Source organism: Citrobacter sedlakii (genome assembly GCF_018128425.1).
GTDB lineage: Bacteria > Pseudomonadota > Gammaproteobacteria > Enterobacterales > Enterobacteriaceae > Citrobacter_A > Citrobacter_A sedlakii.
This window is the reverse complement of the sequence record NZ_CP071070.1, coordinates 1956678-1983532: the sequence shown is the minus strand read 5'-3', so window position 1 is coordinate 1983532 and position 26855 is coordinate 1956678. Positions and strand designations below refer to the sequence as shown.

Below are 26855 nucleotides of genomic sequence, written 5' to 3'. Positions count from 1 at the left end.
AAGGGCGTGCCATCTGCCAAAAAGGGACATTGTATGGTAAGCGCGCTATATGCCGTACTAGGTGCGTTGCTGTTAATTAAGTTTTCATTTGATGTCGTCCGTCTGCGAATGCAGTACCGCGTTGCCTATGGCGACGGTGGTTTTAGCGAACTGCAGAGCGCCATTCGTATCCATGGCAATGCGGTAGAATATATTCCGATCGCGATGGTGCTCCTGCTGTTTATGGAAATGAATGGCGCAGAAACGTGGATGGTGCACCTGTGCGGCATCATTCTGCTTGCCGGTCGGCTGATGCATTACTACGGTTTCCATCAGCGGCTGTTCCGCTGGCGTCGGTCAGGCATGAGCGCCACCTGGTGCGCGCTGTTGCTAATGGTGCTGGCGAACCTGTGGTATATGCCGTGGGAGTTGGTTTTCTCCCTGCATTAGCGCACAATACGCCCCTTTATTTTTCCCGGATTTTTACGTTATGTCTCACCGCGACACGCTTTTTTCTGCGCCAATCGCCAGTCTGGGCGACTGGACCTTTGATGAACGGGTAGCTGAAGTCTTCCCGGATATGATCCAGCGCTCCGTTCCCGGCTATTCCAATATCATTTCGATGATTGGCATGCTCGCCGAACGTTTTGTGCAGCCTGACACGCAGGTTTACGACCTGGGCTGCTCTCTTGGCGCGGCGACGCTCTCTGTGCGGCGTAATATTCAACATCAAAATTGCAAAATCATCGCCGTCGACAACTCTCCGGCAATGATTGAACGCTGTCGCCGTCATATTGACGCGTATAAAGCGCCGACGCCTGTGGACGTGGTGGAGGGCGACATTCGCACCATCGCCATCGAAAATGCCTCAATGGTGGTGCTGAATTTTACCCTGCAATTCCTTGCGCCAGTTGAGCGCCAGGCGTTGTTGGATAAGATTTACCAGGGGCTGATGCCGGGCGGCGCGCTGGTGCTGTCGGAAAAATTCAGCTTCGAAGATGCGAAAGTCGGCGAGTTGCTGTTTAACATGCACCATGACTTTAAGCGCGCGAATGGCTACAGCGAGCTGGAGATCAGCCAGAAGCGCAGCATGCTGGAAAACGTGATGCTCACCGACTCGGTCGAAACCCATAAGGCGCGCCTGCGTCAGGCGGGTTTCGAACACAGTGAACTCTGGTTCCAGTGCTTTAACTTTGGTTCCCTGGTGGCGCTGAAAGCTGAGGTTCCGGCATGATCGACTTTGGTAACTTTTATCAACTGATTGCCAAAAACGCGCTTTCCCACTGGCTGGAAACCTTGCCCGCGCAGATTGCCGCCTGGCAGCGCGAACAGCACGGCCTGTATAAGCAATGGGCCAACGCGGTGGCGTTTCTGCCGGCCCTGACGCCTGACCGGCTGGATCTGCTGCACAGCGTTACGGCAGAAAGCGAAACACCGCTTACCCCGGGCCAGCTCAAGCGTATCGATACCCTGCTGCGCAACCTGATGCCATGGCGCAAAGGTCCATTCTCTTTGTATGGCGTGAACATTGACACCGAGTGGCGTTCAGACTGGAAATGGGATCGCGTTCTGCCGCACCTGTCCGACCTGACCGGGCGGACTATTCTCGACGTGGGCTGCGGCAGCGGTTATCACATGTGGCGCATGATTGGCGCAGGCGCGCATCTGGCAGTCGGCATTGACCCGACGCAGTTGTTCCTGTGCCAGTTCGAAGCGGTTCGTAAACTGCTGGGCAACGATCAGCGCGCCCACCTGCTGCCGCTCGGTATTGAACAGTTGCCTGCGCTTAACGCCTTCGATACCGTCTTTTCCATGGGCGTGCTGTATCATCGTCGCTCGCCGCTGGAGCATCTCTGGCAGTTAAAAGATCAGCTGGTGAAAGACGGTGAACTGGTGCTGGAAACGCTGGTGGTCGACGGTGACGAGAACACCGTGCTGGTACCGGGCGATCGCTACGCGCAGATGCGCAACGTCTACTTTATTCCGTCTGCGCTGGCGTTAAAAAACTGGTTAGAGAAGTGTGGTTTTGTCGACGTGCGCATCGCTGACGTCTGCGTCACCACCACAGAAGAGCAGCGCCGCACCGACTGGATGATCACCGAATCGCTGGAGCAGTTCCTCGCCCCAAACGACCATAGCAAAACCGTGGAAGGCTATCCGGCGCCGATGCGTGCGGTGTTGATTGCCACGAAGCCGTAGTATTTTGCCGGGTGGCGTCTACGCCTTACCCGGCCTACTCGTAGCATGTTTTCGCCAAAATAGTTCAGGTTGCAGCAAGGCGGCCAACACAGCGGCAGCCTGATATATGCAGGAGAAAAAAAGGCCCCTGTTAATGGCAGGGGCCTGGTACGAGCAAGCATCATATTGGGCGACATGATGCAACGGTAAAAATCATTTGGCCTGATGGCGAGCAATGATTCCTTTCATTTCAGCAACCGCGGCGCCGTCAACCACATAGCGGGAGTATTCGTCCGCCTGCTTATCGGCTGACATTGACAACCCTGGGTTGCGATAACGCATCGGCGAGGGCTGTGTTGTTCCGGCTGAGCTGTGTACTTCCCGTACCCCGGCATCGAGGAAACGCTGCAGATTTGCTGCACGAACCCCTGCTCCGGCCATAATGATTGGAACATCGGCGTGGGCAATAAGTTCCAAAATTATTGATAAACCTTGCGCCGCATCTGATTTTTGCCCCGAAGTCAGCACCCTGGCGACACCCAGTTCCGCGAGATTGTTAAGTGCTTTTAATGGATTAGCACACATGTCGAAGGCGCGATGAAATGTCACGGCCAGCGGCCCTGCCGCCTGCATAATTTTCTGCATGCGCGGCATGTCGACGTGGCCGTCCGCATCCAGCACACCGATCACCAGCCCCGGGAATCCCATCTCCCTCACCTGTCGCACGTCTTCAAGCATGGCGGCGAACTCCCCTGCGGAATAACAAAAATCGCCGCCGCGCGGACGGATGATAGGATGAACAGGGATCGTCACCTGCTGGCGAACCGTACTCAGCACGCCCAGCGAAGGCGTTAATCCCCCTTCTTTCGGCGCGGCGCAAAGCTCAATACGATCCGCGCCGTTTTGCTGCGCGATGCGCGCGCATTCCATGCTGTAACAACAGATCTCAAGTAATGCCATTGTCACTCCTGCTGTTCGCTTGCCACGATCGCTTCAATTGACCACGGGTGGAATTTAACGGTGACGTGACCGTCGGTAACCGCCAGAGTCGGATTCGGTAGACGCTCATGCGCGCCTTTCGGCGAACTGGTTTTAACGACAATCCCCGGCTGGCTCAGTCCGTCATCGGCGAGCAGCGCCAACGCACGCGCGTTCAGGGTATCCGGCTCTCCCGGCAAAACGATTTCGATATGCTCCCATCCTTCGTGGGGATAGCGCTTATCGCCCGGCCAGGGCAGCTCAACAACGCTAAATGCCCAGTGCGCGACGCAGACGGGCTCATCCAGTTTAAACAGACAAATCGGTCGGCCATTGATGATATTTTCCGACAACAGTTTGCCGCATTGTTCAAAGCCTCGCCGCCAGCGTTCCGCAGTGGCGTTTTGATGACAACGCAAAGAGATATGGTCGGCATCAAGCGGCGCAATATCCAGACCGAGGCGAGTGGAAAGTTCCGTGAACGCCCGCGTGAATCGCGGGAGGTCGGCGGAAATATCATGCAGTTCGTCGAGGGTTTGCCAGTTCGCCATAATGTCAGCTCTTAACAGGTTTCAAAGCCGCTAATTTACTCTGTTGGTCCGACACAACCAACCGCAGATTGCGGGATTTGCCGAATGCATGGTTATGCACGCTTTTATCGCTTATTTTCTGCACGTTGTTCAGGCCGCGCAGTGCTGACGCAAGGGGCCATTTGCAGTATACTCCCGCCCTTGATTCTTAAACTGCGGCGGTAAATTTCAACCCGCTTCATCAACGTAAGGTATTCAGGTGAATATTCAGGCTCTTCTCTCAGAAAAAGTCAGTCAGGCCATGATTGCCGCAGGCGCGCCTGCGGATTGCGAACCGCAGGTTCGTCAGTCAGCAAAAGTACAGTTCGGCGACTATCAGGCCAACGGCATGATGGCGGTGGCGAAAAAACTGGGCATGGCGCCGCGACAACTGGCCGAGCAGGTGCTGACTCATCTGGATCTCAGCGGTATCGCCAGTAAGGTTGAAATCGCTGGCCCGGGCTTTATTAATATTTTCCTCGACCCCGCGTTTCTCGCTGAAAGCGTGGAGCAAGCGCTGACCTCAGATCGCCTCGGCGTAGCGAAGCCGGAGAAACAGACTGTGGTGGTCGATTACTCCGCGCCAAATGTCGCGAAAGAGATGCATGTCGGCCACCTGCGTTCCACCATCATCGGCGACGCCGCGGTGCGTACCCTTGAGTTTCTTGGTCATCATGTGATTCGTGCGAACCACGTAGGCGACTGGGGCACTCAGTTCGGGATGCTGATCGCTTATCTGGAAAAACAGCAACAGGAAAACGCCGGTGAAATGGCGCTGGCGGACCTCGAAGGTTTTTATCGCGAAGCCAAAAAACACTACGACGAAGATGAAGCCTTTGCCGAGCGCGCGCGCAGCTACGTGGTAAAACTGCAGGGCGGCGACGACTATTTCCTGCAAATGTGGCGCAAGCTGGTCGACATCACCATGTCGCAGAACCAGATCACCTACGATCGCCTGAACGTCACGCTGACCCGCGATGATGTTATGGGTGAAAGCCTGTACAACCCCATGCTGCCGGGCATCGTGGCCGATCTGAAAGCCAAAGGTCTGGCCGTCGAAAGCGAAGGCGCCACCGTGGTATTCCTTGATGAGTATAAAAACAAGGAAGGCGAACCGATGGGGGTTATCATTCAGAAGAAAGATGGCGGTTATTTGTACACCACCACGGATATCGCCTGCGCCAAATACCGTTATGAGACCCTGCATGCTGACCGCGTTCTGTATTACATCGACTCCCGTCAGCATCAGCATCTGATGCAGGCATGGACTATCGTCCGTAAAGCGGGCTACGTTCCGGATTCCGTCCCGCTGGAGCACCACATGTTCGGTATGATGTTGGGTAAAGACGGCAAGCCGTTCAAAACCCGCGCTGGCGGCACCGTCAAGCTGGCCGATCTGTTGGATGAAGCGCTTGAGCGCGCCCGCCGTCTGGTGGCGGAAAAGAACCCGGATATGCCCGCCGACGAGCTGGAAAAACTGGCGAACGCCGTCGGTATCGGTGCGGTGAAATACGCCGATCTGTCGAAAAACCGCACCACCGACTATATCTTTGACTGGGACAACATGCTGGCCTTTGAGGGTAACACTGCGCCGTATATGCAGTATGCCTATACCCGCGTACTGTCGGTGTTCCGTAAATCTGGTCTGGATGAGCGCGCCCTTGCCAGCGCGAGAGTGGTGCTTAGCGAAGATCGCGAAGCGCAGCTGGCCGCGCGTCTGTTGCAGTTTGAAGAGACGCTGACCGTTGTCGCGCGTGAAGGGACGCCACACGTCATGTGCGCGTATCTGTATGATGTCGCAGGTCTGTTCTCCGGTTTCTACGAACATTGCCCGATTCTGAGCGCAGAGAACGACGATGTGCGCAACAGCCGACTAAAACTGGCGCTGCTGACCGCTAAAACCCTGAAGCTGGGTCTCGATACGTTGGGTATCGAAACCGTAGAGCGGATGTAATTCCTTACGAGAATGACTCGGGCAAAATAAAAGGTTACCAGCAGAATAAACCCGGCTATCGCCGGGTTTTGTTTTTACTTCTGAATCAGAAATATTTCCGCAGATATTCCGTCAGACACAGCATCGCCATCGCCTGGCCATACGGCATAGAGGTGAGCGGGATCGCTCGATAGAAATCGAGATTGCTGCCCATTCCGGTCCCGAAGGAGGTCTGCAACAACTCCCCTTCCGGCGAGATATTCTGCACAATGCCGCGAATGGCTTTTTCCGCAACCCCGGCATATTCCGCGCCAACATAACGTTTACGTACCGCTTTCAGTATGCCGTAGGCAAAACCCGCGGTCGCAGACGCTTCAAGGTAGGACTGCGGATCGTCCAGCAACGTATGCCACAGTCCGCTTTCGTCCTGGCATTTTGCCAGCGCGGCGATTTGCGTCTTCAGAACCTGCACCAGATAACGACGCACCGCATTGTTTTCCGGCAGATCGACCAGTTCCAGGAAATCCGGGATCACAATGGTCAACCAGCTGTTGCCGCGCGCCCAGCGGGCGTTGGCAAAGTTATGGTGCCCGTCATAATTCCAGCCGTGGAACCACAGGCCGGTTTCCCTGTCCATCAGGTTTTGGACGTGTAGCAGGAACTGATAGGTTGCCTCTTCGACATATTCCGGCCGGTTGAGCAACTTGCCAATTTTCGCCAGCGGTAACACCGTCATCATCAGCGTATCGTCCCACATCTGCTGGTGGTTCTCTTCCGCCAGCGTGATATGCTGCATTCCGCCATGGTCGGTACGCGGCATTTCATTCATCGCCCATTCCGCCCAGCTGTCCAGCCAGGGCAGGTACGCCGGATTACGCGTCTCCTCATAGCGATACGCCAGCGTTAAGAACGGCGCCATGGTGTTTACGTTCTTGGTGGTGGCGCCTTCCGCAAAGCGGTCGGCGAACCAATTGTCGATAATGTCGCGCATCGACTCATCACCGGTCTGCTGATAATACTGATACATTCCATACAGACCGACGCCGTGCGTCCATTCCCATCCTGCCCACCCTTTTGTGTCAATCACACGTCCGTCATCCAGGCGTAGCAGGAATTGGCCAGTCTCGTCCTTGATGTTGACCAGATTGTTCGTCACCGTCTGAATCAAACCCTTCAGCTCTTCCCGGGAGATAAAACGCTCCGGCTGTCGTAGTAACGCGCTATGTTTGACGGGCCAAACTTTCATATTTCTAACCTCTGTTATAAGTCGAATTCAACGTTGCTGCCCGCTTGAGCGAGGGTGCAGCAGGTTTATTACGATTCAGGTAACCAATATTGTTGTTACCCCAAAGTGATTCATACGGCAGACCCGACAGCATCTCGACGGTGGCGCGCGCCTGCGGCGTGATGTTCTCCGGCATCGCCCGGCCCGACTCACGCATTTTCGCTGTTTCTTCGCGTAGCGTGCTGTGGGTTTGCAAATTCAGTTTGAAACGCAGAGAGACCAGGAAACCGCAGGCCAGCACCAGCAGCGTACCGCAGCTGAGGATTAACAGTATGGTGTGGCTGACCGCCTCCGGCTGGGTGCTTTGCCCGGAAACGAAACCAGACGTCTGCATGACAATCCCGACCAGCATGACCGCTCCAGCCTGCGAGGCTTTGCGCGTCAGGGTCATGATCCCGGCGAAGATCCCTTCACGACGCTGACCGGTAATCACTTCATCCACATCGGCAATGTAGGTGTAGGTGTTCCACGGCACATAGTTAATCCCCCCACGCCCCAGACCAGCAATGGCGGACACCAGCAGCAACAGGGAATAAATATCGCTTAATCCGGCGTAATACAGCAGGGCATAAGAGAGTGAGCTAAGACCAAACAGCACCACCACCATCCGGTAAGAAGGCGCAGGTCCGAAGCGGATGCACAGCGGGATCATGCCGATAACCGCGATAAACTGGAAAATCGCCATGGTGCCAAGCAGGTTTGACGCCATCGACGCTTCCTGCATCAGGACGAACACCACGTAATAGGTAAAGACCGCGTTGAAAACATCCTGCGCGATGTAGCCGCCCAGATACATGCCGAGATGCTGGCGGAAAATTTTAATCCGCAACGTAGAGCTCAGCTCAACAAACAGGCGGCGCATGCTCTGGCTGAACGTCAGGCTCTTTTTCTCTTCTTCCGCGCGTAGCGCTGCTTCCGTCCATTCCTCGCGTGGACGCTCCCAGGTGAAGAACCAGACGAACGTCAGCATCAGGGCGCACAGCACCGAGAACACCAGGCTGGCGTAGAAAAAGGAGATGGGGTTGTCTTTGCCAAACGCGGTCAACAGGATACCCGGCAGGAAGGAAGCGAGGATCGCGGACATCTGCGCCATGGAAATACGCGCGCCGGAAAATTTGGTTTTCTGTTTGAAATCATCGGTCATTTCCGGCACCAGCGTTTCATATGGCACCAGGATCATGGTGTAGACGATATCGAAAACCAGGTAGGTCAGCAGGTAGTACCAGAACCCCATATCCCCCACCCACATTAATGAGTAGCTAAAGACACATGGGATCCCCAGCAAAATAAAGAATTTACGGCGGCCAAAGCGTTTACCCAGCCAGGTTGAGCCGAAGTTGTCCGTCAGAAAGCCCATCAGTGGGCTGACGACTGCGTCCAGCACCCTCGCCGCCGCAAAGATAAACGTCGCCTCTATGGGCGAAAGACCGCAAAACGTCGTATAAAAATACAGTAACCAGGCGGCTGTGAGCGCCGTGGTGCCTGCACCTAAAAAATCGCCTGAACCGTAGGCCAAATAATTCGCCAATCCAATTTTACGTGTTTTCATTGCCGTTAACCCTGCAATCAGTTGGGGGACTCCGACCTGTGGCTACGCCAGAGGGAGTACTTACACGGCTACAGTAAAAGCTTACCAGGCGGGATACCTTTTCGTTTTTGCCACCTGTCCTGGCGAAATGGCAAAAACGCAAAGAGACCGGCAACGCGTGTCACCGATTTATAAAACAGCGTTTCTTTTGAATCAAAAGAGGAGGTCAAAAATGCGAGTCAGGCAGCACATTACGTTGCCGCCTGATGAGGAGATAACCGTTAGCGGTAGTTCACAATTACCTGATTGCGCTGTACTTTTAGGGCGGGAATCAGACGGCCGCCACCGGGTACTTCCCAGATAAAACGCAGCGGCTCCACGGCGGGCACGTTGCTAAAAGCGGTAGTCGTCCCACTTTGTCCATCAAGCTCGACGCAGCGCGACTGGGAGCATAAGCGCACCCGCAAACCGGCGGGCGTCGGGCCATTCAGCTCATAACGCCAGGCCACCAGGGTCATCAGCCCGGACACCGGCTGACCAGCGGAAAGCGGCGCCGAGGAGGCGGATTCACCGCGATGGTTTAAGGTAATGCCGATGCTGCTGGCCTGCCATGCGCCTTCCCCGGCGGCCTGCGCCGCCAGCGGGAACAGCAACAGCCAAAGAAGTCTGCGCATTATTTACCTCCAATGGTTGCGGTCATGCGAATGTTACGATTGTCGGAAAGCTCCATGTTCGACAGGACAACCAGCTGCGGCAGACTGCGACGCAGAAAGCGCGACAGCAATGGGCGCAGCGCATGGTTGACCAACAGCACTGGCGGCGCGCCAAGCATCTCCTGACGAGACAGCGCCTCTTGCGTTTGCGCCAGCAGGCGATCGGCCAGCCCAGGCTCCAGACCGCCGCCGCCCTGCAACGCCTGCAACAACAAGCGTTCGAGCGCCGTATCCAGGCCAATAACGCTGACTTCATCGCTACCGGGGAACCACTGCTGCGTAATTGCGCGCCCCAGCGCCACGCGCACCACGGCGGTAAGTTCATGGGGATCATTTTGCAGTGGCGCATGTTCCGCCAGCGTTTCAAGAATGGTGCGCATATCGCGGATCGGCACTTTTTCATCCAGCAGATTCTGCAGCACTTTATGCAGCGTGGTCAGGGTGACCACGCCGGGGACCAAATCTTCGGTCAGTTTCGGCATCTCCTGGGAGACGCGATCCAACAACTGCTGCGCTTCCTGACGGCCAAACAGTTCGGCGGCATATTTGCCGATCAAATGGTTGAGGTGCGTCGCCACAACGGTACTGGCTTCCACCACCGTAAAGCCCTGGATCTGCGCCTGTTCTTTCAGCGCGCTTTCGATCCAGATTGCATCCAGGCCAAACGCCGGATCCACGGTTTGCTCGCCTGGCAGCGTACCCGCCGCCGTTCCCGGGTTGATTGCCAGCCAGCGCCCCGGATACGCATCGCCGCTGCCAATCTCCACCCCTTTCATCAGAATACGATAGTGCGCCGGTTGCAGATCCATATTGTCGCGAATGTGCACCACTGGCGGCAGGAAGCCCATGTCCTGCGCGAATTTCTTGCGGATACTGCGGATGCGCCCGAGCAACTCGCCATCCTGCTGGAAATCGACCATCGGAATCAGGCGGTAGCCCACCTCCATACCGAGCGAATCTTCAAGCTGGACGTCGTTCCACGTCGCTTCCACCACCGAATTGTTTTCCGGCATTTTTACGGGCTGCGGCTCGCTGGGCGCCTTTTGTTCCCGGCCACGGATCCACCAGGCCAGCCCCAACAGCGCCGCCGTAAACAACAGGAAAACGAGGTTTGGCATGCCCGGCACCAGCCCGAGCAGGCCCAGAACCCCAGCGCTGAGCAGCATGACGCTAGGGTTGCTGAAAAGCTGCCCCACCATCTGCTCGCCCACGTCCTGATCGGTACTGACGCGGGTGACGATCACGCCTGCGGCGGTCGAAATGACCAGCGCCGGGATCTGCGCCACCAGGCCGTCACCGATAGTCAGCAACGTATAACTTTCCGCCGCATCGCCCATGCTCATGCCATGCTGCAACACACCGACCAGCAGACCGCCGACCACGTTGATCACCATGATCAAAATACCGGCGATGGCATCGCCGCGAACGAATTTACTCGCCCCGTCCATAGAACCATAGAAGTCCGCTTCCTGGGTCACTTCGGCGCGACGTTTTTTCGCTTCATCTTCGCCAATCAGTCCGGCGTTGAGGTCGGCGTCAATCGCCATCTGTTTACCCGGCATGCCGTCGAGCACGAAGCGCGCGCCAACCTCAGCGATACGCCCGGCGCCCTTGGTAATCACCATAAAGTTGATGATGACCAGAATGACGAACACCACGATCCCAATGGCGAAATTGCCCCCCACCAGGAAATGCCCGAACGCTTCGACCACCTTCCCTGCCGCCGCCGCGCCGGTGTGTCCTTCCATCAGAATGATACGGGTGGACGCCACGTTCAGCGCCAGACGCAGTAAGGTAGTGAACAGCAGGATGGTCGGGAAGGCGGCGAACTCCAGCGTACGCTGGGTAAACATCGCCACCAGTAACACCATGATCGACAGCGCAATGTTAAAGGTAAACAGTAGGTCGAGGATAAACGCGGGTAGCGGCAGTACCATCATCGACAGAATTAACAGGATGAGGATCGGCCCGGCAAGGATCTGCCATTGCGTGGTTTTCATGTTGTTGGGCAGGCGCAACATCGCGACCAGATTAGCCATCGGTAGTCTTCTCGTTCATAAAATCCAGTGACTCAGGCACCGGAAGATTTGCAGGTTGTGGTGGACGTTCCCCGCCAGCAAGACGCCAGCGTTTAAGCTGCCAGACCCAGGCCAGCACTTCCGCCACGGCGGCGTACAGTTGACCGGGTATTTGCTGACCAATTTCAGCATGGCGATAGAGCGCGCGCGCCAGCGGCGGCGCTTCAAGCGTGGGGATTTTGTTTTCCGCGCCAATCTCGCGAATGCGCAGCGCCACCAGTCCCGCCCCTTTGGCGACCACTTTCGGCGCGCTCATTTTGTTTTCGTCATACTGTAACGCCACCGAATAGTGGGTGGGGTTGGTGACAATGACATCCGCTTTGGGTACGTCGCTCATCATGCGCTGGCGCGCCGCCGCTCGCTGCATCTGACGGATACGCCCTTTCACGTGCGGGTCGCCTTCGTTCTGTTTGAATTCATCGCGGATGTCCTGACGCGACATGCGCAGCTTTTTCAGGTGACTGAAGATCTGAAAGATCACGTCAAAGGCGACCATCGGGATCACACCGAGCACCACCAGCAATGCGCAGAGTCCGACGAGATCCAGCGCGTTACCCATCGCCGTAATCGGCGATTCCGCCATCAGGCGCATCATCTCCGGCCACTTATGCCACAAATAAAGCGCTGTCACGCCGCCCACCAGCGACGATTTCAGTATCGCCTTCAGCAACTCCGCGCCGGTCTGCGCGGAGAACATACGCTTAATGCCCGGCAGCGGGTTAAGTTTGGAAAATTTCGGCTGTAGCGATTTGCCGCTGAACACCAGCCCGCCAAGTAGCACCGGCGAGATCAGCGCCACCAGCACCACGCCGGTGATAAGCGGCAGCAGCGCGATCATCGCTTCTTTTATTAACAGGATGATTTGCCCGAGGATCAGATTGGGGTCGTTGACCATGCTGTGATCAAATCGCAGCCCCGCCGACAGCATTCCCGACAGGCGCCTTGCCAACGACGCGCCGCCAATCCAGAGAATGCAGACCCCCACTAACAAAATCAGCAGAGAAGTCAGCTCCCGGGATCGGGGGATTTGCCCTTCCTCCCGCGCTTTTTCCAGTCGGTGGGGTGTGGGGGCTTCTGTTTTGTCGTCGTTCTCTTCAGACACGCATCAGATCCTGGATGGGCTTATGAGCGAGAATGATGCCAGAAGCGCCTGCCGCCAATGGGCAGAGTAAACGGCAAAAAAGGTCGGGTTTATGCCGTTAAGGAGGATAAGTGGATAGCAATGCAGTCGCAGCTAATCTGTCATTCAGCCCGATGGCATGACGCCATCGGGCGGCCAGGTTAAAAACCGAGGCTGTCCAGCAGGTCGTCTACTTGATCCTGGCTGGCGACCACGCCCGCCCGGGTCGTATCAACCTGCGGACCATTGAGCAGACTGTCGTTTTCACGCTTCGGTCGCGCGCCCTGCTCCGGAATATTCTCCAGCAGCACCATCAACAGTTGACGTTCAATTTCCTGGATGACATCCATCATTCGCTTGATCACCTGACCGGTCAGATCCTGGAAATCTTGCGCCATCATAATGTCGAGTAACTGCGCGTTAGTGAAGCTGGTGTGTTCCGGCACATCGCTCAGGTATTTGCGCGTGTCGGTCACCAGTTCCCGGGCGTCTGCCAGCTCGATCGGGTTTTCAAACCATGCGTCCCAGCGCTTGCTTAACGCTTTCGCCCCTTTCTCCATTTCGTCCTGGTGCGGCTGTGAAGCTTCGACGCTGTTCAGCGCGCGCTCGGCGGCCTGGGCGGTCATCTGCACCACATAGTCCAGACGGTCGCGGGCGTCCGGAATGGCTTCTGCCGCTTCGGCGATGGCCTGGTCCAGACCCAGCTCCCGTAGGCTGTCGCGCAGCATACGGGTCAGGCTGCCAATGCGCGCAATAATATCCCCGGCAGAGTGTTCATCTACGGGTTTCATGGTTGGTTGCATCATTGTCCGCCCCTTACATGCCCAGTTTCTCAAAGATTTTGTTGAGTTTCTCTTCCAATGTCGCGGCGGTAAACGGCTTCACCACGTAACCGCTGGCACCGGCCTGCGCCGCGGCGATAATGTTCTCTTTCTTCGCTTCCGCCGTCACCATCAGTACCGGCAATGAAGACATGCCGCCGTCTGCGCGAATGGTTTTCAACAGTTCCAGACCGTCCATATTCGGCATGTTCCAGTCAGAGATGACAAAACCAAAGCCGCCCATCTGCAGTTTATTCAATGCGTCCACGCCGTCTTCGGCCTCTTCGACGTTGTTAAATCCCAGTTCCTTAAGCAGGTTACGCACGATGCGACGCATGGTGGAAAAGTCATCCACAACCAGAAACTTAAGCTCTTTGTCCGCCATAAAAAATTACTCCTGAGTCAAATACGTATTGCCTGTCCGGCACTGATTTTCGCCAGCATCTGCTGGCTTACCTGGCTGAGATCGACCACTTCGCTCACGCCACCCATATTGATGGCCTCGCGCGGCATGCCGAACACCACACAACTTGCTTCATTCTGCGCAATCGTCCAGGCGCCCGCCTGGTGCATCGCCAGCATTCCGGCGGCGCCGTCGTTGCCCATCCCCGTCAGGATCACCCCCACGGCGTTGCGCCCCGCGTGTTTCGCCACCGAATGAAACAGCACATCCACAGACGGCCGGTGCCGGTTAACCGGCGGCCCGTCATGAATTTTGATTTGATAGTTTGCCCCGCTGCGCGCCAGCTCCATGTGCTTATCGCCGGGCGCGATGTAGGCATGTCCTGGCAGCACGCGCTCGCCGTCCTCCGCTTCTTTCACGCTGATCTGACACAGTTTATTCAGACGCTCGGCAAACGAACGGGTAAAACCTGGCGGCATATGCTGCGTAATAATCACTGCCGGGCAGGAAAGCGGCAGCGGCTGCAACACGTGACGAATCGCTTCGGTGCCGCCCGTCGACGCGCCAATGGCGATCAGCTTTTCTGAACTGAGCAACGGCCCGGCTTTCAGGGTCGCTGGCGCGGCCAGTGGCTTATGCGCGCCCAGCCGCGCGCGCGACGCGGTGCGCACTTTTTCGGCAATCATCTCGCTGTAGGCCAGCATCCCTTCGCGGATCCCTAACTGGGGCTTGGTGACAAAATCAATGGCCCCCAGCTCCAGCGCGCGCAACGTCACTTCGGAGCCTTTCCCCGTCAGCGATGACACCATCACCACCGGCATCGGACGCAAGCGCATCAATTTTTCAAGAAAATCGAGGCCGTCCATCCGCGGCATTTCGACGTCCAGCGTCAAAACGTCCGGGTTGTATTTTTTGATTAAATCACGGGCAACGAGCGGATCGGGTGCGGTTGCCACCATCTCCATATCGCTATGGCTGTTGATAATTTCAGTCATGATTTGGCGCATTAGCGCGGAATCATCAACCGATAACACCCTGATTTTACTCATGCTTTATCCTTACTCAGCGCATACACCGTCTGTCCGCGCAGGCTAAAGTCGCGCACGAGGTTGCTAAAGTTCTCTGAATGCCCGGCGAACAGCAGGCCGTCAGGCTTAAGGAGGGGAACAAAACGGCGCAGAATGTCCTGCTGCGTCGTTTTATCGAAATAGATCATCACATTGCGGCAGAAAATCGCATCAAACGGCCCCGGCACGTTGTACTGTTTGTCAAGCAGGTTTATCCCGGCGAACTCCACGTGACTTGCCAGCTCCTGGCGCACGCGCACCAACCCTTCATGGGGGCCGGTGCCGCGCATGAAGTAGCGCTGCAGTTGCTGTGCCGACAGGGTTTTTAACTCATCAAGCCGATAGATGCCGCTGCGGGCTTTTTCCAGCACTTCGGTGTCGATATCACTGGCAAAGACCCGCCAGCGCCCTGGCGCTGTGCCTAACGTATCGGCCAGCGTAATGGCGATACTGTAAGGTTCTTCACCGGTTGACGCCGCCGCGCTCCACACCCGGTATTCGCCATTGCGACGGCGGGCGTGCTCAGCCAATACCGGAAAGTGATGACCCTCGCGAAAAAAGGCGGTCAGGTTGGTGGTCAACGAGTTGATAAAAGCCTGCCATTCCGCGCTGTTTTGATTCGCTTCCAGCATGCTGAGATAGCGACCAAAATCATCCAGCCCCAGCGTACGCAGACGGCGAACCAGGCGGTTATAAACCATATCCCGCTTATGGTCCGCCAGCACGATCCCCGCGCGCTGATAGATTAACTGACATATCCGACGAAAGTGCGCGTCGGACAGCGCGAGGCGCTGTGTCATCTGTAACAATAATGACGTTTGCCCGTTGGGCAGAGATGATGTCATAGCGCCTTCTCAATCACATTCAGGATACAACGGGCGCCGCCTGCTGCGGCGCCGATTCTTGGTGTGTTACAACGTGTTTATTTGCCGTCAAAATGTTTCCCAGTGGGTGTCGGGTTCAGCGCCGGGCGATGCCTTCTGCGGCTCGCGAGGCGACGGCGCAGAGGCGCGTTCTTCGGTTTTTTGCGTGGTATATGGGCGAGCGGCGAGACGAAACGCCGACACCGCTCTGGTTAAGCGACTGGCCTGGTCTTCCAGCGCGGCGGCGGCAGCGGCGGACTCCTGCACCAGTGCGGCGTTTTGCTGCGTCACGCGATCCATTTCCGACACCGCCAGCGCCACCTGATCGATGCCACGGCTTTGCTCGTCGGACGCCGAGGCGATTTCCCCCATGATGTCAGTCACCCGGGTCACCGCGTTAACAATGTCATTCATCGTGTCACCCGCGCTTTCGACCAGCACCGAGCCGGTATCCACGCGCGCCACTGAATCTTCGATCAGCGCTTTGATTTCTTTTGCCGCCTGCGCGCTGCGGCTGGCGAGATTACGCACCTCTCCGGCAACCACGGCAAACCCACGGCCTTGCTCACCAGCGCGCGCCGCTTCAACCGCCGCGTTCAGCGCCAGGATATTGGTCTGGAACGCAATACCGTCGATCACGCTAATGATGTCGGCGATTTTCTTCGAACTGTCGGCAATGTCGTGCATCGTTTTAACGACGTTATCCACCACTTTTCCGCCGTGCTGGGCCGTTTCCGAGGCGCTCTGCGCCAGTTGCGACGCCTGGCGGGCGTTGTCGGCGTTCTGTTTCACGGTGGCGGTCAGTTGTTCCATGCTGGCGGCGGTCTCTTCCAGCGCCGAAGCCTGCTGTTCGGTTCGCGAAGAGAGGTCGGTATTGCCAGTGGCAATCTCGCTGGTGCCGGCATAGATGGCATCGGACCCTTCCCGCACCTGCGTGACGGTTTCAACCAGCGAACGCTGCATGTGATCGACGCTGTCGGCCAGTTCGCCAATCTCATTGCGTCCTGCCACGGTCAGGGTATTGGTTAAATTGCCGCTGGCGATATCACGGATATGCGCAATGACGCGCCCCAGCGGATTCAACAAGGTGTGACGGATGCCGTACCACACCACCACCAGAATCAGCGCCAGCACGAGCGCGAGAATGGCAAGCTGCCACTGGGCGAACTGATAATCGCGGGCGCTTTCGTCAAAGGCCTGGCGGTAAAGCTTTTCGCTGACGCTGGCATACTTGCCCAGCGCTTCGCCGAGCGCGTTTTGCATTCCCTGAGTCGGCTGGGCAAAGTAGGCGTCCATGTTGCCACTTTCCAGAAACTGCACCAGTTCGGTTAACGCCGCAAAGTAGGCCTGGTACTTCGCCTCCACCTCAAGACTGGCTTCTTCCATGTCAGGCAGCGGACTGATCGCTTTAAATGCCTTATAGTGCACCGCAGCCTGCGCGAGGGTATTTTTCGCATTCTTCAGCAATTCGGTTTTGGCGCTGCTTTGCTGGTTCGCCGCATCCATCATCATGCGGGCGGAAGAGCGGCTAAGGTTAATACGCGTTTGCAGCATCAGATCCCATGTTGAGGTCAGTTCGCTTTGCTGCTGGCGCAGATCGTTTGAGATAACAAAACTGGTCTGGTTCTGCTGTAAAGATGAAAACAGCAGCCCCCCGGATACAAGCTGTAGCAGTGCGAAAACCCCAAGCACCATCATCAGCATTGTGACAACGCGGATACGGTTAAACATAAGGCACCTTCCTTAAAACGAGTTATCAACGTTATCGGCAACCCGGTTGAGAACTTTACGTTTGCGAAAGGGAAAAACAGATCAGAAGGCGATATCCACAACCACCGTGTCGGTGTAGGTCCCGGCGGGCGGTGTGGTCTGCGTGGTTAACACTCTGGCGGTATAGTTGTAGGTGCGCAGCAGGCCGTCGCTGCTAAGAGAAGACGACGCGCTGCTGGCCCAGCGATCGCCGCCGACGCTTCCCCAGCGGCTGGTGGTGCCTGCCTTATAAATTTCATAGCTCAGACGGTTATTACCGCTTGCCATGTTGCGTACATTGCCGTTGGCATAGCTGCCATTATTGATGCCTACCGTGTAGGCGCTGCCTTTGGTACAGGTGATCGCCACAGCCTGCGAGACGGCGGGAAAATTGTTCACCAGCGGCGCGCTGCCAAAGTTCACGTTCGGCGCAGTAAGGGTAATACAGTCATTAGTGACGGTCAGGTTTACCTGCAGGTTAGCCGCCACCGTGCCGGTTTGCGCGGTAACGCATAAGCCAAGCGCCCCCACCTGGCAGACATTAAAATAGACGCTGAAGTTAAGCGTCACCTGATACGGCCCGGCGCTAACGTTCTGGCCCGTAAGGGTGCGGAAGTAAAGCGGCAGGGTAAAGCGTGAAGAGCCTAACAGCGCCAGCAATGAACTGCCGCTCCAGGTGTAGCTGCCGCCAATCGGGATCTCACTGTTGCTGGCGCAACCGGACTGCGCGCACATGCGTACCGGAATGGCATCCGTCACCGCTGCGTTATCGCTTCGCCTGAGAGCCGCTCTGTTGCTGACCGAAAGCGTCGCGCCAGTATAGGTCAGAGTGATGGTATCGTTGTTCAACAATCCCAACACCACGTCGCACTGGACCACGAGATTAGCGCTGGTGGCCTGCTCGCTGCTGTTCACGGTAAAAGATGACACGCTGCCAAACGCGCCGCTGGTGGTGGTGACGGCACAGGCGGCCCAGGCCCCCGGCGTAACCAGCAGAAACACGATCCCCCACAACGCCCGTCCCATCATGGCGCCCCCTTACGGCAGATCAGCGGCCCGTAGGTTTGCAGCTTATGCCCGGGATTAGGCGCAAGAGTGAATGTGGCCGTGCAATGCTCTCCGTCCGGGGTTATCGCCCGGAGTCGGTTCACCTCGGCAAGATTTTCCAGCCAGACGATACCCTCATATCCCACCACCGCAGGCGCACTGTTGTCGCGCAGCACCTGGCTTGCCAGCGGCAGCGGCTGCCCCTCTGCGTCGTGCAAAATCACGCTGGCCACCCGCTCCTGTTCCATTGGGAAATCGACCAGATAACCGCTCTGACGACGCAGCGCGACTTTGCGCTCGGTCTCCTTCAGGCGGGTATCCGCAGGCAGGTTGAGGGTATTAATGCTGTAGCTCGCAGGATAATAAGCGGATACGCCGCTTATCAGCAAAAAGCCGTTCTCATTGGTTTTGCCGACCGGTTGATTCTCATAGTTCACCGGCACTTCAGGCTGACCGTCAGTACTGACCACCACAAATGCATCGTTGATTTTATTGGCGGCGAACAGCTGATTTTCCATCAACACCAGCGATCCCATCGCCTCTCCCCACCAGGTCATGGCGTTGCTTTCGCCGTAAGCGCCCCCCTGTAATTCAACGTTATTATTACGCCAGCCCAGCGTCGCCTGCTGGTAGTTTCGCGCCTGGGTCTGTCGCGCCCACGCCAGATTCCAGCTGAACCCGCCGTCCGTCGGCATCGAGTGGTTATAGTTGATACGCTGCGTCTGCCCGGCATCCGGCGTTTTCTCGGCGCTTAGCGCCATGCTGTCGCGATCGCCCAGTGGAATTTGCACCGACATTGCCAGCGTCCAGTCACCCTGCTGGTTGTCACGACTGGCAGCCAGATAGATACTGCTGCTTCCCAATAAATTGCGGCTCCAGGAGAGATTGAGCAGCTCCGTTTTTTGCGCGTCGAAGCTGCGGATGCCAATCCACGCCGCGCCAATATTGCCGAAGGTTCCCATATTAACGGTTAACGAATACTGATCGCTGCGCTGACTTAAAGAGGCCAGCGGGCGGTTGTCGTCATCCACCAGCGCGGTCTGGTCATATAACGCCAGGTTGCCGAAACCGCGCTCGCGGCGGGAATGTTGCGTGGCGACACTAAAGGCTGCGGTACTGTACTGATACCCCCAGTTAAGCTGATTACCGTGGTGACCGCGCATTTTGCTTTCCGTCCATGCGCCGTTCACAACGCCAAAGCGGCCCACTTTCACCAGTGCGCCCACACCGCCCAGCGCCAGTTCTTCGGCGCCTTCGCCATGACCTTCAAGCGTCAGAGCGTCATTGACGCCATAGCGATAGCTCGCGCTGCCCACCGCCGGGCCGTAATCAAAATTATCAATACCGTAATTGCGCCGCAGGCTGCCGAGCGTAACGGCACCATCGCTGACGCCCGATTTCAACAAATTGCTGGCGACATAAAACGGTAAGGTGGTACTGACCTGTCTGCCAAGCGCGTCACGGGTGACCAGCACCGCGTCTCCCGCACCGTTTATATAAGGAAGGTTCGTCAGCGTAAACGGCCCGGGCTGCAGCTCCGTCGACCCCGCGCGATAACCGTTGATGAACAGATCCACAGCGGTCGGCACCGCGGCTTCACCGGAGAATGCCGGTAGCGGCCAGGTCACCAGATCCGGACGCAGCGAGAAGTCGCGTCCCCAGAAGATCCCGCCGACGCGGACGCTGTTGCTCCAGCTCAGGGCGTCAGTAATCACATCCCCCACCTGCCACAGGGTCGCATTTTCCTCATGGGTTGCGGTAAAAACCGTATCGTAACGCACATAGCCATCCTGCCAGTCATCGTCCCCCGCCAGATTTTGTCGCACGTACCCGGTGGAAGAGAGCGAACCCGCATCGTTAAAAAAGCGCAGCTCATGCCAGACGGAGGCCTGGCTGTCGCCATCCTGGGTACTGCTGGCGTAAACGTCGTAATTCAGCAACGCCCCGCTGCCGTTTCTCGCCACAGACGTCGGGGATTCACCGCCAAACGGCGTGCTGCGTACCGGTAACCATTCGCGCGGCACGCTGAGCAGCAGTCGCTGACCGCTGCTGTCGTAATCCACTTTCACCTGCGTCATCCGGGAGAGATTCACCTCCCCCGCCGCCAGCTGTTCGGCAGGCAGGCCAGCCTGTTGCAGATCGGCGCTGGCGACAAAGAAGTCGCCGCCGCGCCGGGTTACCGCCACCACCTTTTGCGTCTCGTAATGGTTAACAACCAGCGCCAGATGAAAAACCGCCTGCCGATCGAGCGCGCGCGCATCCGGTGGCGGCGGCAATACATCATCGCCGCTCCCGGCGCGGCAAAGCCCGCTGGTGGTCAGTATGGCCGTCACAAACACGCCGCTCAGTTGGCGGGACCAGACAACCATTTGCCGTCCTGCGCGTTGATTGCCGCGGTTAATCGGTCCGGACGGGTTGCGCCAGTGGGTAACGGCCAGCGGCGGAAACTCCCCGGCAACACATACCCGAGCAGCCCCTCGGCCATCGTGTGTTGAGACCCGCCCTGTTGCAGTGACACTTTGCTCAGCCGGACATGCACGTCACTGTCATTGCGCACTTCCAGCTGTGGTTGCCCTTCGCTGCGCACCACCCGCCAGTGCAGTTGCGAAGGCTTCACCTGCGCGTGATGTTCCCCTTGCGCCCAGGTCTGCACCCCCTGTCCGTAAACAAACAGCGGTAGCGAATAGCGCATCTGCACCTTCAGTCCCATCTGGGGTGTACTGACGGGGTCCGGCTGGGGGATCTCGTCCACGATGATCCGGTAAGCCTGCTCCACACCGGCAGGAACGGTCGACTGTTTAATCAGGCGAATGAGCTGCTTACTGCCTTTTTCGATACGGACAATCGGCGGGCTGGCGACCACCTCCTGCTGCGCCTTATAGCGTTCATATCCATTTTCCTGCTGCCAGCGCACAATGCGTACCTGCATCGTCGTGGGCGTGTCGCCCTGATTCTGGATCCACAGTTCGGTGGCATTATTCTCCGCCGCCAGCCAGGGATCGATGGGCCACAGCAGTATTGTGGCGGCGCTGTTGGCCCCGGGTGAGACCAGTGCTGCCGTGAGTACCGACAACAGTCCGAACGATGCTCGCACCTTCATTTCACTTCTCCCTTCGCTACCATGACAAGGTCACCGTAAGCTGATCTGAATAATTACCTGCCGGGCTAAAACCCGTTAAAAACGCGACGCCAAACAGCGGTAGCGCAATATTGTTACTGTTGGTATAGGTGACAGAGACCGGCTGGTTGACGCCAATCTCACTGTTCGCCGCCAGCGAGGCGGTACGGTACAAACGGTACCCCACGCGCTGCGTCCCGCCGTCACGCTGCATATTACGCACCGTACCGTAATAGCGTCCGCCATCCACCGTCATGCTCAGCGCCACGCCTGGCGTACAGGCCAGCGCCAGCGCGGCGTTTGGCACAAACTGGGCGTTCACCTGACGGTTCTCCACGCCGCTGTAGCTGCCAAAGTTCAGATTCCCCATCGCCGCTCCGCTCCCCGTGGTAACCGAACAGCCCGGCACGATGGTGGCATTCACCTGAAAGGATTGCGTGGTAATGGCATAGGCCGGGAAAGCCATCAGCGCGAGAACCGTCAAAAAAAGACGTCGCTTTCCCCCGCCTCCCCACAGGAAGCGCCTGAACCGTGTTCTCATTTAAAGAGACGTATCAGTAAATAACGCTGACGTTGATGGTGTCCGTGTACGTACCGGGAACCACGGTCACGCTGTTACCGCCGCCCTGGATCCGACCGAAGATCGTATAGTTATCGACCCCGGCTGTAGTGGAGACTTTAGGAATAGGAGTATTGTTAGCGATCACGTTATTGAAGCCGCTGTCGCTGTAGAGGCTGTACGCCACGCCCTGAGTGGTATTCGCGGCGTTCACCAGATAACGGGCTGGCGTTCCCGGCGTACCGACCACCGAGCCCGGCGCGGAAGAATTGGTATTACCGGTAATCTGTACGGTGTAGTCGGTGGTGGTGCACTGGATACCAAAACTGTTGCCCCCTGCGGCGCCGGTGAGCTGGGTGGTCAGTTCAGAAAAGGTGGCGGGATGCGTCCCGAAATTCAACGTACCAAAGTTGATACCGTTCTGACTGGGCGAGCCGTTTATCAGGCAGCCATTGGTTAACGTCAGTGACACCCCGACCGTGCCGCTGCTGGTTACCGCCATCGTCGAAGGCAAGGGAACAAGAAAAATGCCAGCTATACCCAGGAACCGAGAAAATGTGTTCATGACTCCACCTCCGAAATACCGTCACGTTGACGAAAGCCAGCACCGACGTAGCGAGAAAGTTCGCACACGTTCAGAAAACAAACCGATAATCAGAAATTTAGTTTACGGCGCGGAAAACAACCACTGGCGTTACGCTTGTTCATACAGAGGGGTGATTGACGTAAAAACAGCATATATATCAGTCCATTAACTTTCATTACATCTCATTTACCCTGCTCCGTCGAAGGATATATTCATTCTTATGCGATCCAGATCACGAAAACGCCCTTCGAAGAACACAACAAAATGCGTAATTAATAAAAAATAGTTGTAAGCCGGGCGGGAATACGCCAATTTAGGTAGTAAATAAATCTTCACCAATAAATTCACAAAACAAATATATCGCTGATAACAAATTGTTAAATTCAGCCCGAGGGATTTTCAGTGGCAAATGCAAATAAACTCACGATATTCATCGTGATTTTCATGCTGGCAGGCATTGTGTCAGGCGCGGTTATTCACTCCTGGACATCCGAAAGCGTGATTACCGCCTGGGCAGAGAACATCACCCTTCTTACCGATATCTTTTTGCGCCTGATAAAAATGGTCATTGCGCCGTTAGTCTTCAGTACGCTGACCGTTGGCATTATGCGTCTGGGCGAGACCGCCACCATCGGGCGCGTGGGCGGTAAGGCGATGATCTGGTTTATCAGCTCCTCGATACTGTCGATTCTGGTAGGGCTGTTTATTGTTACCCTTGAACAGCCCGGCAGCGGCCTGAACCTGACCATTCCAAAAGACGCGGTGGAAACCGGTTTGGCGGTGGGCGGTATGAGCCTGAAAGGCTTTCTGTCACATACGATCCCCACCAGCATTGCCGAAGCGATGGCGAATAATGAAATTTTGCAGATCGTGGTGTTCTCAATGTTCTTTGGTATCGGCGGCGCGTCGCTGGGCGAGAAATTCAACGCCCCACTGGTTGCCGCGCTGGATGTGGTTTCGCATATTATGCTGAAGGTGACGGGCTACGTGATGTATGTGGCTCCACTGGCGATATTTGCCGCGATTTCTTCGGTGATCGCCACCGAAGGAGTGGGGATTTTACTCAACTACGCCTCGTTTATCGGCGGCTATTACGTCGCCATTCTGATGACCTGCCTGGTGCTGTTGGCCGCGGGTTATCTGGTGCTGAAAAAAGAGGTGTTCCGGCTGGTCAGTCTGCTGAAGGAACCTGTGCTGGTCGCCTTTACCACCAGCAGTTCTGAAGCCGCTTACCCGAAAACCCTGGAGTTGCTGACCAAATTCGGCTGCTCGCGCAATATTGTTTCTTTCGTTTTGCCGATCGGGTATTCCTTTAATCTGGTCGGTTCGATGGTGTACTGCTCGTTTGCGTCGATGTTTATCGCCCAGGCGTACAATATTCACCTGTCGTTGGCTGAGGTCAGCGTGCTGATGCTGACCCTGATGCTGGCCTCAAAAGGGATTGCCGGCGTTCCGCGTTCGGCGCTGGTAGTGCTGGCGGCAACCATTCCGAGCTTCAATATCCCGGTGGCGGGCATTTTGTTGCTGATGGGTATCGACCATTTCCTCGACATGGGGCGTTCCGCCATCAATGTGTTAGGTAACGGCATTGCCACCGCGATGCTGGCGCAGGATGAAGGATTACTGACGGAAAACGAAAAAGAAGTGGCAGAGCAGGAAGTTAACGCGTAACGGTTTATGCTGACGGATATCGCTGATACGCAGGCCCGGAAGCGGCATCGCCGCCGGGCCTGCGCCCCTTACGCCATATGCGAAGCGGCAATATCCAGCAGCGCCATTTCGTCACTGTTCAGCAGTTTTTCAATATTCACCAGAATCAGCATACGTTCGCCCAGCGCGCCCAGTCCCGTCAGGTATTCCGTTGACAAGGTGACGGCAAACTCCGGCGCAGGACGAATCTGTTCCGCGGTCAGCGACAGCACGTCGGAAACGCCATCAACGACAATGCCGACCACGCGCTGCCCCAGGTTAAGCACGATCACGACCGTGTTATCGTTGTACTCAACGTCACCCTCGCAGAACTTCACGCGCAGATCGACGATTGGCACGATCACACCGCGCAGGTTGGTCACTCCTTTGATAAACGCAGGGGTGTTGGCTATCCGGGTAACCTGATCATAGCCGCGGATTTCCTGCACTTTCAGAATATCAATACCGTATTCTTCGTCTCCCAGCGTAAACACCAGGAACTCCTGACCTGACGGCTCGCCGGCCAGTTTGGTTACATTAGTCATACCGGTCATATTTTTCCTTTCTCACTCAATCAGGCGGCGGTGATCGCCATACGTTGTTCGCGATTTAAACTCTGCAGGGCAGAGACATCCACAATCAGCGCGACGCTACCATCGCCGAGGATCGTCGCGGCGGAAATCCCCGGCACTTTGCGATAGTTGCTTTCCAGGTTCTTTACCACCACCTGGTGCTGACCAATCAGCTGATCAACCAGCAGCGCGTAACGGCGACCGCCGCTTTGCAGGATCACCACAATGCCCTGGGTGGCCTCCGTTTTCGCCCCTTCAACGTCGAAGACTTTCCACAGTTCCACCAGCGGCAGGTATTCTCCACGCACTTCCAGCACGCGCTCGCCACCGGCCAGCGGATGCAGATCGTCCTCGCGCGGTTGCAGCGATTCCATTACCGCATTCAGCGGCAAAATAAAGACTTCATCAGCGACGCGAACGGACATGCCGTCGAGAATCGCCAGCGTCAGCGGCAGCAAAATACGGATGGTGGTACCGGCGCCCTGTTTAGACTGGATCTCCACATGGCCGCCCATCTCCTGGATGTTACGTTTCACCACATCCATGCCCACGCCACGACCGGAAACGTCGGTCACCTGCTCGGCGGTAGAGAAGCCAGGGGCAAAAATCAGCATACCGACTTCGTCATCGGTCATGTTTTCGTTTACAGCCATCCCCTGGGCGATCGCTTTTGCGAGGATCCGCTCGCGGTTTAACCCCGCGCCGTCGTCGGTCACTTCAATGCAAATGTTGCCGCCCTGATGTTCTGCGGACAGGATCAGATTTCCGACCGCATTTTTACCGGCCTCAAGGCGTTTTTCCGGCAGCTCAATGCCGTGGTCGAGACTGTTGCGCACCAGATGCGTCAGCGGATCGATAATGCGTTCAATCAGACTTTTATCGAGTTCGGTGGAGCTGCCCACCAGCGTCAGTTCCACTTGTTTGCCGAGCTTGCCCGCCAGATCCCGCACCAGACGCGGGAAGCGGCTGAAAACGTATTCCATCGGCATCATGCGAATCGACATCACCGACTCCTGCAAATCGCGGGCGTTACGTTGTAACTGCCCCATGCTGGTGATGAGATCGCCATGATTAACCGGGTCAAGTTCGTTCGAACGCTGGGCCAGCATCGACTGGGTGATCACCAGTTCACCCACCAGGTTGATGAGCTGATCGACCTTCTCCACTGCCACACGAATGCTGGTCGATTCGCTGGCGCGCGCGGGCTTTTCGCGCTCCGCACGTCCGGCATGCGCGTCGGCCGCGGGCGATTTAACTGCCGGGACCGCAGCGACAGGCTGCGCAACGGCGGCGGGCGGCTCAGGCGCGACCGCAGGGGCGTTCGGCGCGACGACTTTTTCGAAGGAAATCTGATCGGCTTCGATCACAAAGCACAGCACTGCCACCACATCCTCTTCGGCGACACCGCCGTCCAGGGTGGCGGCAAGCGAATCGGCGCCTTTCACCACGTCGGTTAAGGTGCTCAAATTGCCCAGTTCTTCCTCCAGCAGATCAATCTCACTGGCTTTCAGGCGGGACAGATTAATGCGTAATTTTTCTTCTACTGTTGGCGCGCCGCCCTCATCAGGCGTTGTGTCCACGACACTCAGCCGGGCGTTTGCCACCACCGCAGGCGCGGTTTCGCCCTTTGCTTCCAGCGCCAGCTGGCGCAATGCATTGCAGATATATTCGAAGCTAGCGGCATCCGGCTCCTGGGAGCTTTTATAGGCGTCGAGCTGTTCCTGCATAATATCTTTCGTTTCCAAAAACAGGTTGATAATGTCGGTGTTGAGCTGCATTTCACCACGGCGCGCTTCATCCAGCAGGTTCTCCATCAGATGAGTCGTTTCCTGCAAAATGGTGAAGCCGAAGGTTCCGGCGCCGCCTTTAATGGAATGCGCGGCGCGGAAAATGGCATTCAACTGCTCGGCGTCCGGCGCGTCGGGCGCAAGGTCGAGCAGGTGTTGCTCCATGTCAGCCAACAACTCGTCAGCTTCATCAAAAAAGGTCTGATAAAAATCGCTAATATCCATGCTCACGC

Annotated in this window: 24 protein-coding genes; 5 read left to right on the top strand and 19 right to left on the bottom strand. The window is 56.7% G+C overall.

What is annotated here, in order from left to right:
- The first annotated feature begins 33 nt into the window (after window positions 1-33).
- The 3 genes from JY391_RS09455 to cmoB are packed head-to-tail and all read left to right on the top strand — an operon-like array spanning window position 34 to window position 2178.
- The gene (locus tag JY391_RS09455) at window positions 34-429 is read left to right on the top strand and encodes an MAPEG family protein (protein ID WP_042283868.1); all 396 of its coding nucleotides are present in this window, start codon (window positions 34-36) and stop codon (window positions 427-429) included.
- A 40-nt stretch (window positions 430-469) separates the two neighbouring features.
- On the top strand, window positions 470-1213 hold the full coding sequence (gene cmoA, locus JY391_RS09450) for a carboxy-S-adenosyl-L-methionine synthase CmoA (RefSeq protein WP_042283870.1): 744 nt from the start codon (window positions 470-472) through the stop codon (window positions 1211-1213).
- Window positions 1210-2178, top strand: a complete 969-nt coding sequence (gene cmoB, locus JY391_RS09445) for a tRNA 5-methoxyuridine(34)/uridine 5-oxyacetic acid(34) synthase CmoB (RefSeq protein ID WP_211935628.1) — start codon at window positions 1210-1212, stop codon at window positions 2176-2178. Before cmoA ends, cmoB begins: the two co-directional genes overlap by 4 nt.
- A gap of 192 nt (window positions 2179-2370) precedes the next feature.
- Here cmoB and cutC read toward each other — a convergent pair whose 3' ends face one another.
- Window positions 2371-3117 (bottom strand): copper homeostasis protein CutC, encoded by a 747-nt coding sequence (cutC, locus tag JY391_RS09440; protein WP_211935627.1) that lies wholly within the window; start codon window positions 3115-3117, stop codon window positions 2371-2373.
- A 2-nt stretch (window positions 3118-3119) separates the two neighbouring features.
- A complete protein-coding gene (locus JY391_RS09435; RefSeq protein WP_211935626.1) occupies window positions 3120-3686 on the bottom strand; it encodes a VOC family protein in 567 nt (188 codons plus the stop codon).
- Window positions 3687-3924: 238 nt separating this feature from the next.
- Here JY391_RS09435 and argS point away from each other — a divergent pair, with 238 nt between their 5' ends.
- Entirely contained in the window at window positions 3925-5658 is a 1734-nt protein-coding gene (gene argS, locus JY391_RS09430; RefSeq protein WP_042283881.1) for an arginine--tRNA ligase, read from the top strand.
- Window positions 5659-5743: 85 nt separating this feature from the next.
- Here the strand turns inward: argS and bglB are convergent, their stop codons facing one another.
- From bglB to JY391_RS09355, 15 genes are all read right to left on the bottom strand, one after another.
- The gene (bglB, locus tag JY391_RS09425; RefSeq protein WP_200034006.1) at window positions 5744-6883 is read right to left on the bottom strand and encodes a beta-galactosidase BglB; all 1140 of its coding nucleotides are present in this window, start codon (window positions 6881-6883) and stop codon (window positions 5744-5746) included.
- Window positions 6884-6887: 4 nt separating this feature from the next.
- Complete coding sequence (locus tag JY391_RS09420; RefSeq protein WP_060571381.1) at window positions 6888-8471, bottom strand: MFS transporter; 1584 nt, start codon at window positions 8469-8471, stop codon at window positions 6888-6890.
- Window positions 8472-8731: 260 nt separating this feature from the next.
- The gene (gene flhE / locus JY391_RS09415; RefSeq protein ID WP_042283891.1) at window positions 8732-9124 is read right to left on the bottom strand and encodes a flagellar protein FlhE; all 393 of its coding nucleotides are present in this window, start codon (window positions 9122-9124) and stop codon (window positions 8732-8734) included.
- The gene (gene flhA / locus JY391_RS09410) at window positions 9124-11202 is read right to left on the bottom strand and encodes a flagellar biosynthesis protein FlhA (protein WP_042283893.1); all 2079 of its coding nucleotides are present in this window, start codon (window positions 11200-11202) and stop codon (window positions 9124-9126) included. The genes flhE and flhA overlap by 1 nt, the downstream gene beginning before the upstream one ends.
- Complete coding sequence (flhB, locus tag JY391_RS09405; RefSeq protein WP_181823023.1) at window positions 11195-12343, bottom strand: flagellar biosynthesis protein FlhB; 1149 nt, start codon at window positions 12341-12343, stop codon at window positions 11195-11197. The genes flhA and flhB overlap by 8 nt, the downstream gene beginning before the upstream one ends.
- Before the next feature lie 179 nt (window positions 12344-12522).
- A complete protein-coding gene (cheZ, locus tag JY391_RS09400; protein WP_042283898.1) occupies window positions 12523-13167 on the bottom strand; it encodes a protein phosphatase CheZ in 645 nt (214 codons plus the stop codon).
- A 10-nt stretch (window positions 13168-13177) separates the two neighbouring features.
- A complete protein-coding gene (gene cheY, locus JY391_RS09395; protein ID WP_042283900.1) occupies window positions 13178-13567 on the bottom strand; it encodes a chemotaxis response regulator CheY in 390 nt (129 codons plus the stop codon).
- A 17-nt stretch (window positions 13568-13584) separates the two neighbouring features.
- The gene (gene cheB, locus JY391_RS09390) at window positions 13585-14634 is read right to left on the bottom strand and encodes a protein-glutamate methylesterase/protein glutamine deamidase (RefSeq protein WP_042283903.1); all 1050 of its coding nucleotides are present in this window, start codon (window positions 14632-14634) and stop codon (window positions 13585-13587) included.
- Window positions 14631-15497, bottom strand: a complete 867-nt coding sequence (gene cheR / locus JY391_RS09385) for a protein-glutamate O-methyltransferase CheR (RefSeq protein WP_211935625.1) — start codon at window positions 15495-15497, stop codon at window positions 14631-14633. Before cheR ends, cheB begins: the two co-directional genes overlap by 4 nt.
- Before the next feature lie 87 nt (window positions 15498-15584).
- Window positions 15585-17246, bottom strand: a complete 1662-nt coding sequence (tar, locus tag JY391_RS09380) for a methyl-accepting chemotaxis protein II (RefSeq protein WP_199956821.1) — start codon at window positions 17244-17246, stop codon at window positions 15585-15587.
- Between the two features lie 81 nt (window positions 17247-17327).
- The gene (locus JY391_RS09375) at window positions 17328-18293 is read right to left on the bottom strand and encodes a Csu type fimbrial protein (RefSeq protein WP_373322582.1); all 966 of its coding nucleotides are present in this window, start codon (window positions 18291-18293) and stop codon (window positions 17328-17330) included.
- Window positions 18290-20680 (bottom strand): fimbria/pilus outer membrane usher protein, encoded by a 2391-nt coding sequence (locus JY391_RS09370; RefSeq protein ID WP_211935624.1) that lies wholly within the window; start codon window positions 20678-20680, stop codon window positions 18290-18292. Before JY391_RS09370 ends, JY391_RS09375 begins: the two co-directional genes overlap by 4 nt.
- The gene (locus tag JY391_RS09365; RefSeq protein ID WP_199956814.1) at window positions 20656-21411 is read right to left on the bottom strand and encodes a fimbrial biogenesis chaperone; all 756 of its coding nucleotides are present in this window, start codon (window positions 21409-21411) and stop codon (window positions 20656-20658) included. Before JY391_RS09365 ends, JY391_RS09370 begins: the two co-directional genes overlap by 25 nt.
- Before the next feature lie 16 nt (window positions 21412-21427).
- Window positions 21428-21895: a Csu type fimbrial protein gene (locus JY391_RS09360; protein ID WP_229264108.1), complete on the bottom strand. Its 468-nt coding sequence runs from the start codon at window positions 21893-21895 to the stop codon at window positions 21428-21430.
- Window positions 21896-21983: 88 nt separating this feature from the next.
- Entirely contained in the window at window positions 21984-22553 is a 570-nt protein-coding gene (locus JY391_RS09355; RefSeq protein ID WP_042283919.1) for a Csu type fimbrial protein, read from the bottom strand.
- Window positions 22554-22976: 423 nt separating this feature from the next.
- Between JY391_RS09355 and JY391_RS09350 the strand changes: the two genes are divergently transcribed.
- Entirely contained in the window at window positions 22977-24245 is a 1269-nt protein-coding gene (locus JY391_RS09350) for a dicarboxylate/amino acid:cation symporter (protein WP_211935623.1), read from the top strand.
- Between the two features lie 68 nt (window positions 24246-24313).
- On the opposite strand, the gene cheW is transcribed toward JY391_RS09350, so the two are convergent.
- Window positions 24314-24817, bottom strand: a complete 504-nt coding sequence (gene cheW, locus JY391_RS09345) for a chemotaxis protein CheW (protein WP_042283923.1) — start codon at window positions 24815-24817, stop codon at window positions 24314-24316.
- 20 nt (window positions 24818-24837) lie between these two features.
- On the bottom strand, window positions 24838-26853 hold the full coding sequence (gene cheA / locus JY391_RS09340) for a chemotaxis protein CheA (protein WP_199956809.1): 2016 nt from the start codon (window positions 26851-26853) through the stop codon (window positions 24838-24840).
- Window positions 26854-26855 lie beyond the last annotated feature (2 nt).

Coding starts and splice junctions, on each gene's coding strand:
- JY391_RS09455 (WP_042283868.1), top strand. CDS start 34: ATGGTAAGCGCGCTATATGCCGTACTAGGTGCGTTGCTGTTAATTAAG.
- cmoA (WP_042283870.1), top strand. CDS start 470: ATGTCTCACCGCGACACGCTTTTTTCTGCGCCAATCGCCAGTCTGGGC.
- cmoB (WP_211935628.1), top strand. CDS start 1,210: ATGATCGACTTTGGTAACTTTTATCAACTGATTGCCAAAAACGCGCTT.
- cutC (WP_211935627.1), bottom strand. CDS start 3,117: ATGGCATTACTTGAGATCTGTTGTTACAGCATGGAATGCGCGCGCATC.
- JY391_RS09435 (WP_211935626.1), bottom strand. CDS start 3,686: ATGGCGAACTGGCAAACCCTCGACGAACTGCATGATATTTCCGCCGAC.
- bglB (WP_200034006.1), bottom strand. CDS start 6,883: ATGAAAGTTTGGCCCGTCAAACATAGCGCGTTACTACGACAGCCGGAG.
- JY391_RS09420 (WP_060571381.1), bottom strand. CDS start 8,471: ATGAAAACACGTAAAATTGGATTGGCGAATTATTTGGCCTACGGTTCA.
- flhE (WP_042283891.1), bottom strand. CDS start 9,124: ATGCGCAGACTTCTTTGGCTGTTGCTGTTCCCGCTGGCGGCGCAGGCC.
- flhA (WP_042283893.1), bottom strand. CDS start 11,202: ATGGCTAATCTGGTCGCGATGTTGCGCCTGCCCAACAACATGAAAACC.
- cheZ (WP_042283898.1), bottom strand. CDS start 13,167: ATGATGCAACCAACCATGAAACCCGTAGATGAACACTCTGCCGGGGAT.
- cheY (WP_042283900.1), bottom strand. CDS start 13,567: ATGGCGGACAAAGAGCTTAAGTTTCTGGTTGTGGATGACTTTTCCACC.
- cheB (WP_042283903.1), bottom strand. CDS start 14,634: ATGAGTAAAATCAGGGTGTTATCGGTTGATGATTCCGCGCTAATGCGC.
- cheR (WP_211935625.1), bottom strand. CDS start 15,497: ATGACATCATCTCTGCCCAACGGGCAAACGTCATTATTGTTACAGATG.
- tar (WP_199956821.1), bottom strand. CDS start 17,246: ATGTTTAACCGTATCCGCGTTGTCACAATGCTGATGATGGTGCTTGGG.
- JY391_RS09375 (WP_373322582.1), bottom strand. CDS start 18,293: ATGATGGGACGGGCGTTGTGGGGGATCGTGTTTCTGCTGGTTACGCCG.
- JY391_RS09370 (WP_211935624.1), bottom strand. CDS start 20,680: ATGGTTGTCTGGTCCCGCCAACTGAGCGGCGTGTTTGTGACGGCCATA.
- JY391_RS09365 (WP_199956814.1), bottom strand. CDS start 21,411: ATGAAGGTGCGAGCATCGTTCGGACTGTTGTCGGTACTCACGGCAGCA.
- JY391_RS09360 (WP_229264108.1), bottom strand. CDS start 21,895: ATGGCTTTCCCGGCCTATGCCATTACCACGCAATCCTTTCAGGTGAAT.
- JY391_RS09355 (WP_042283919.1), bottom strand. CDS start 22,553: ATGAACACATTTTCTCGGTTCCTGGGTATAGCTGGCATTTTTCTTGTT.
- cheW (WP_042283923.1), bottom strand. CDS start 24,817: ATGACCGGTATGACTAATGTAACCAAACTGGCCGGCGAGCCGTCAGGT.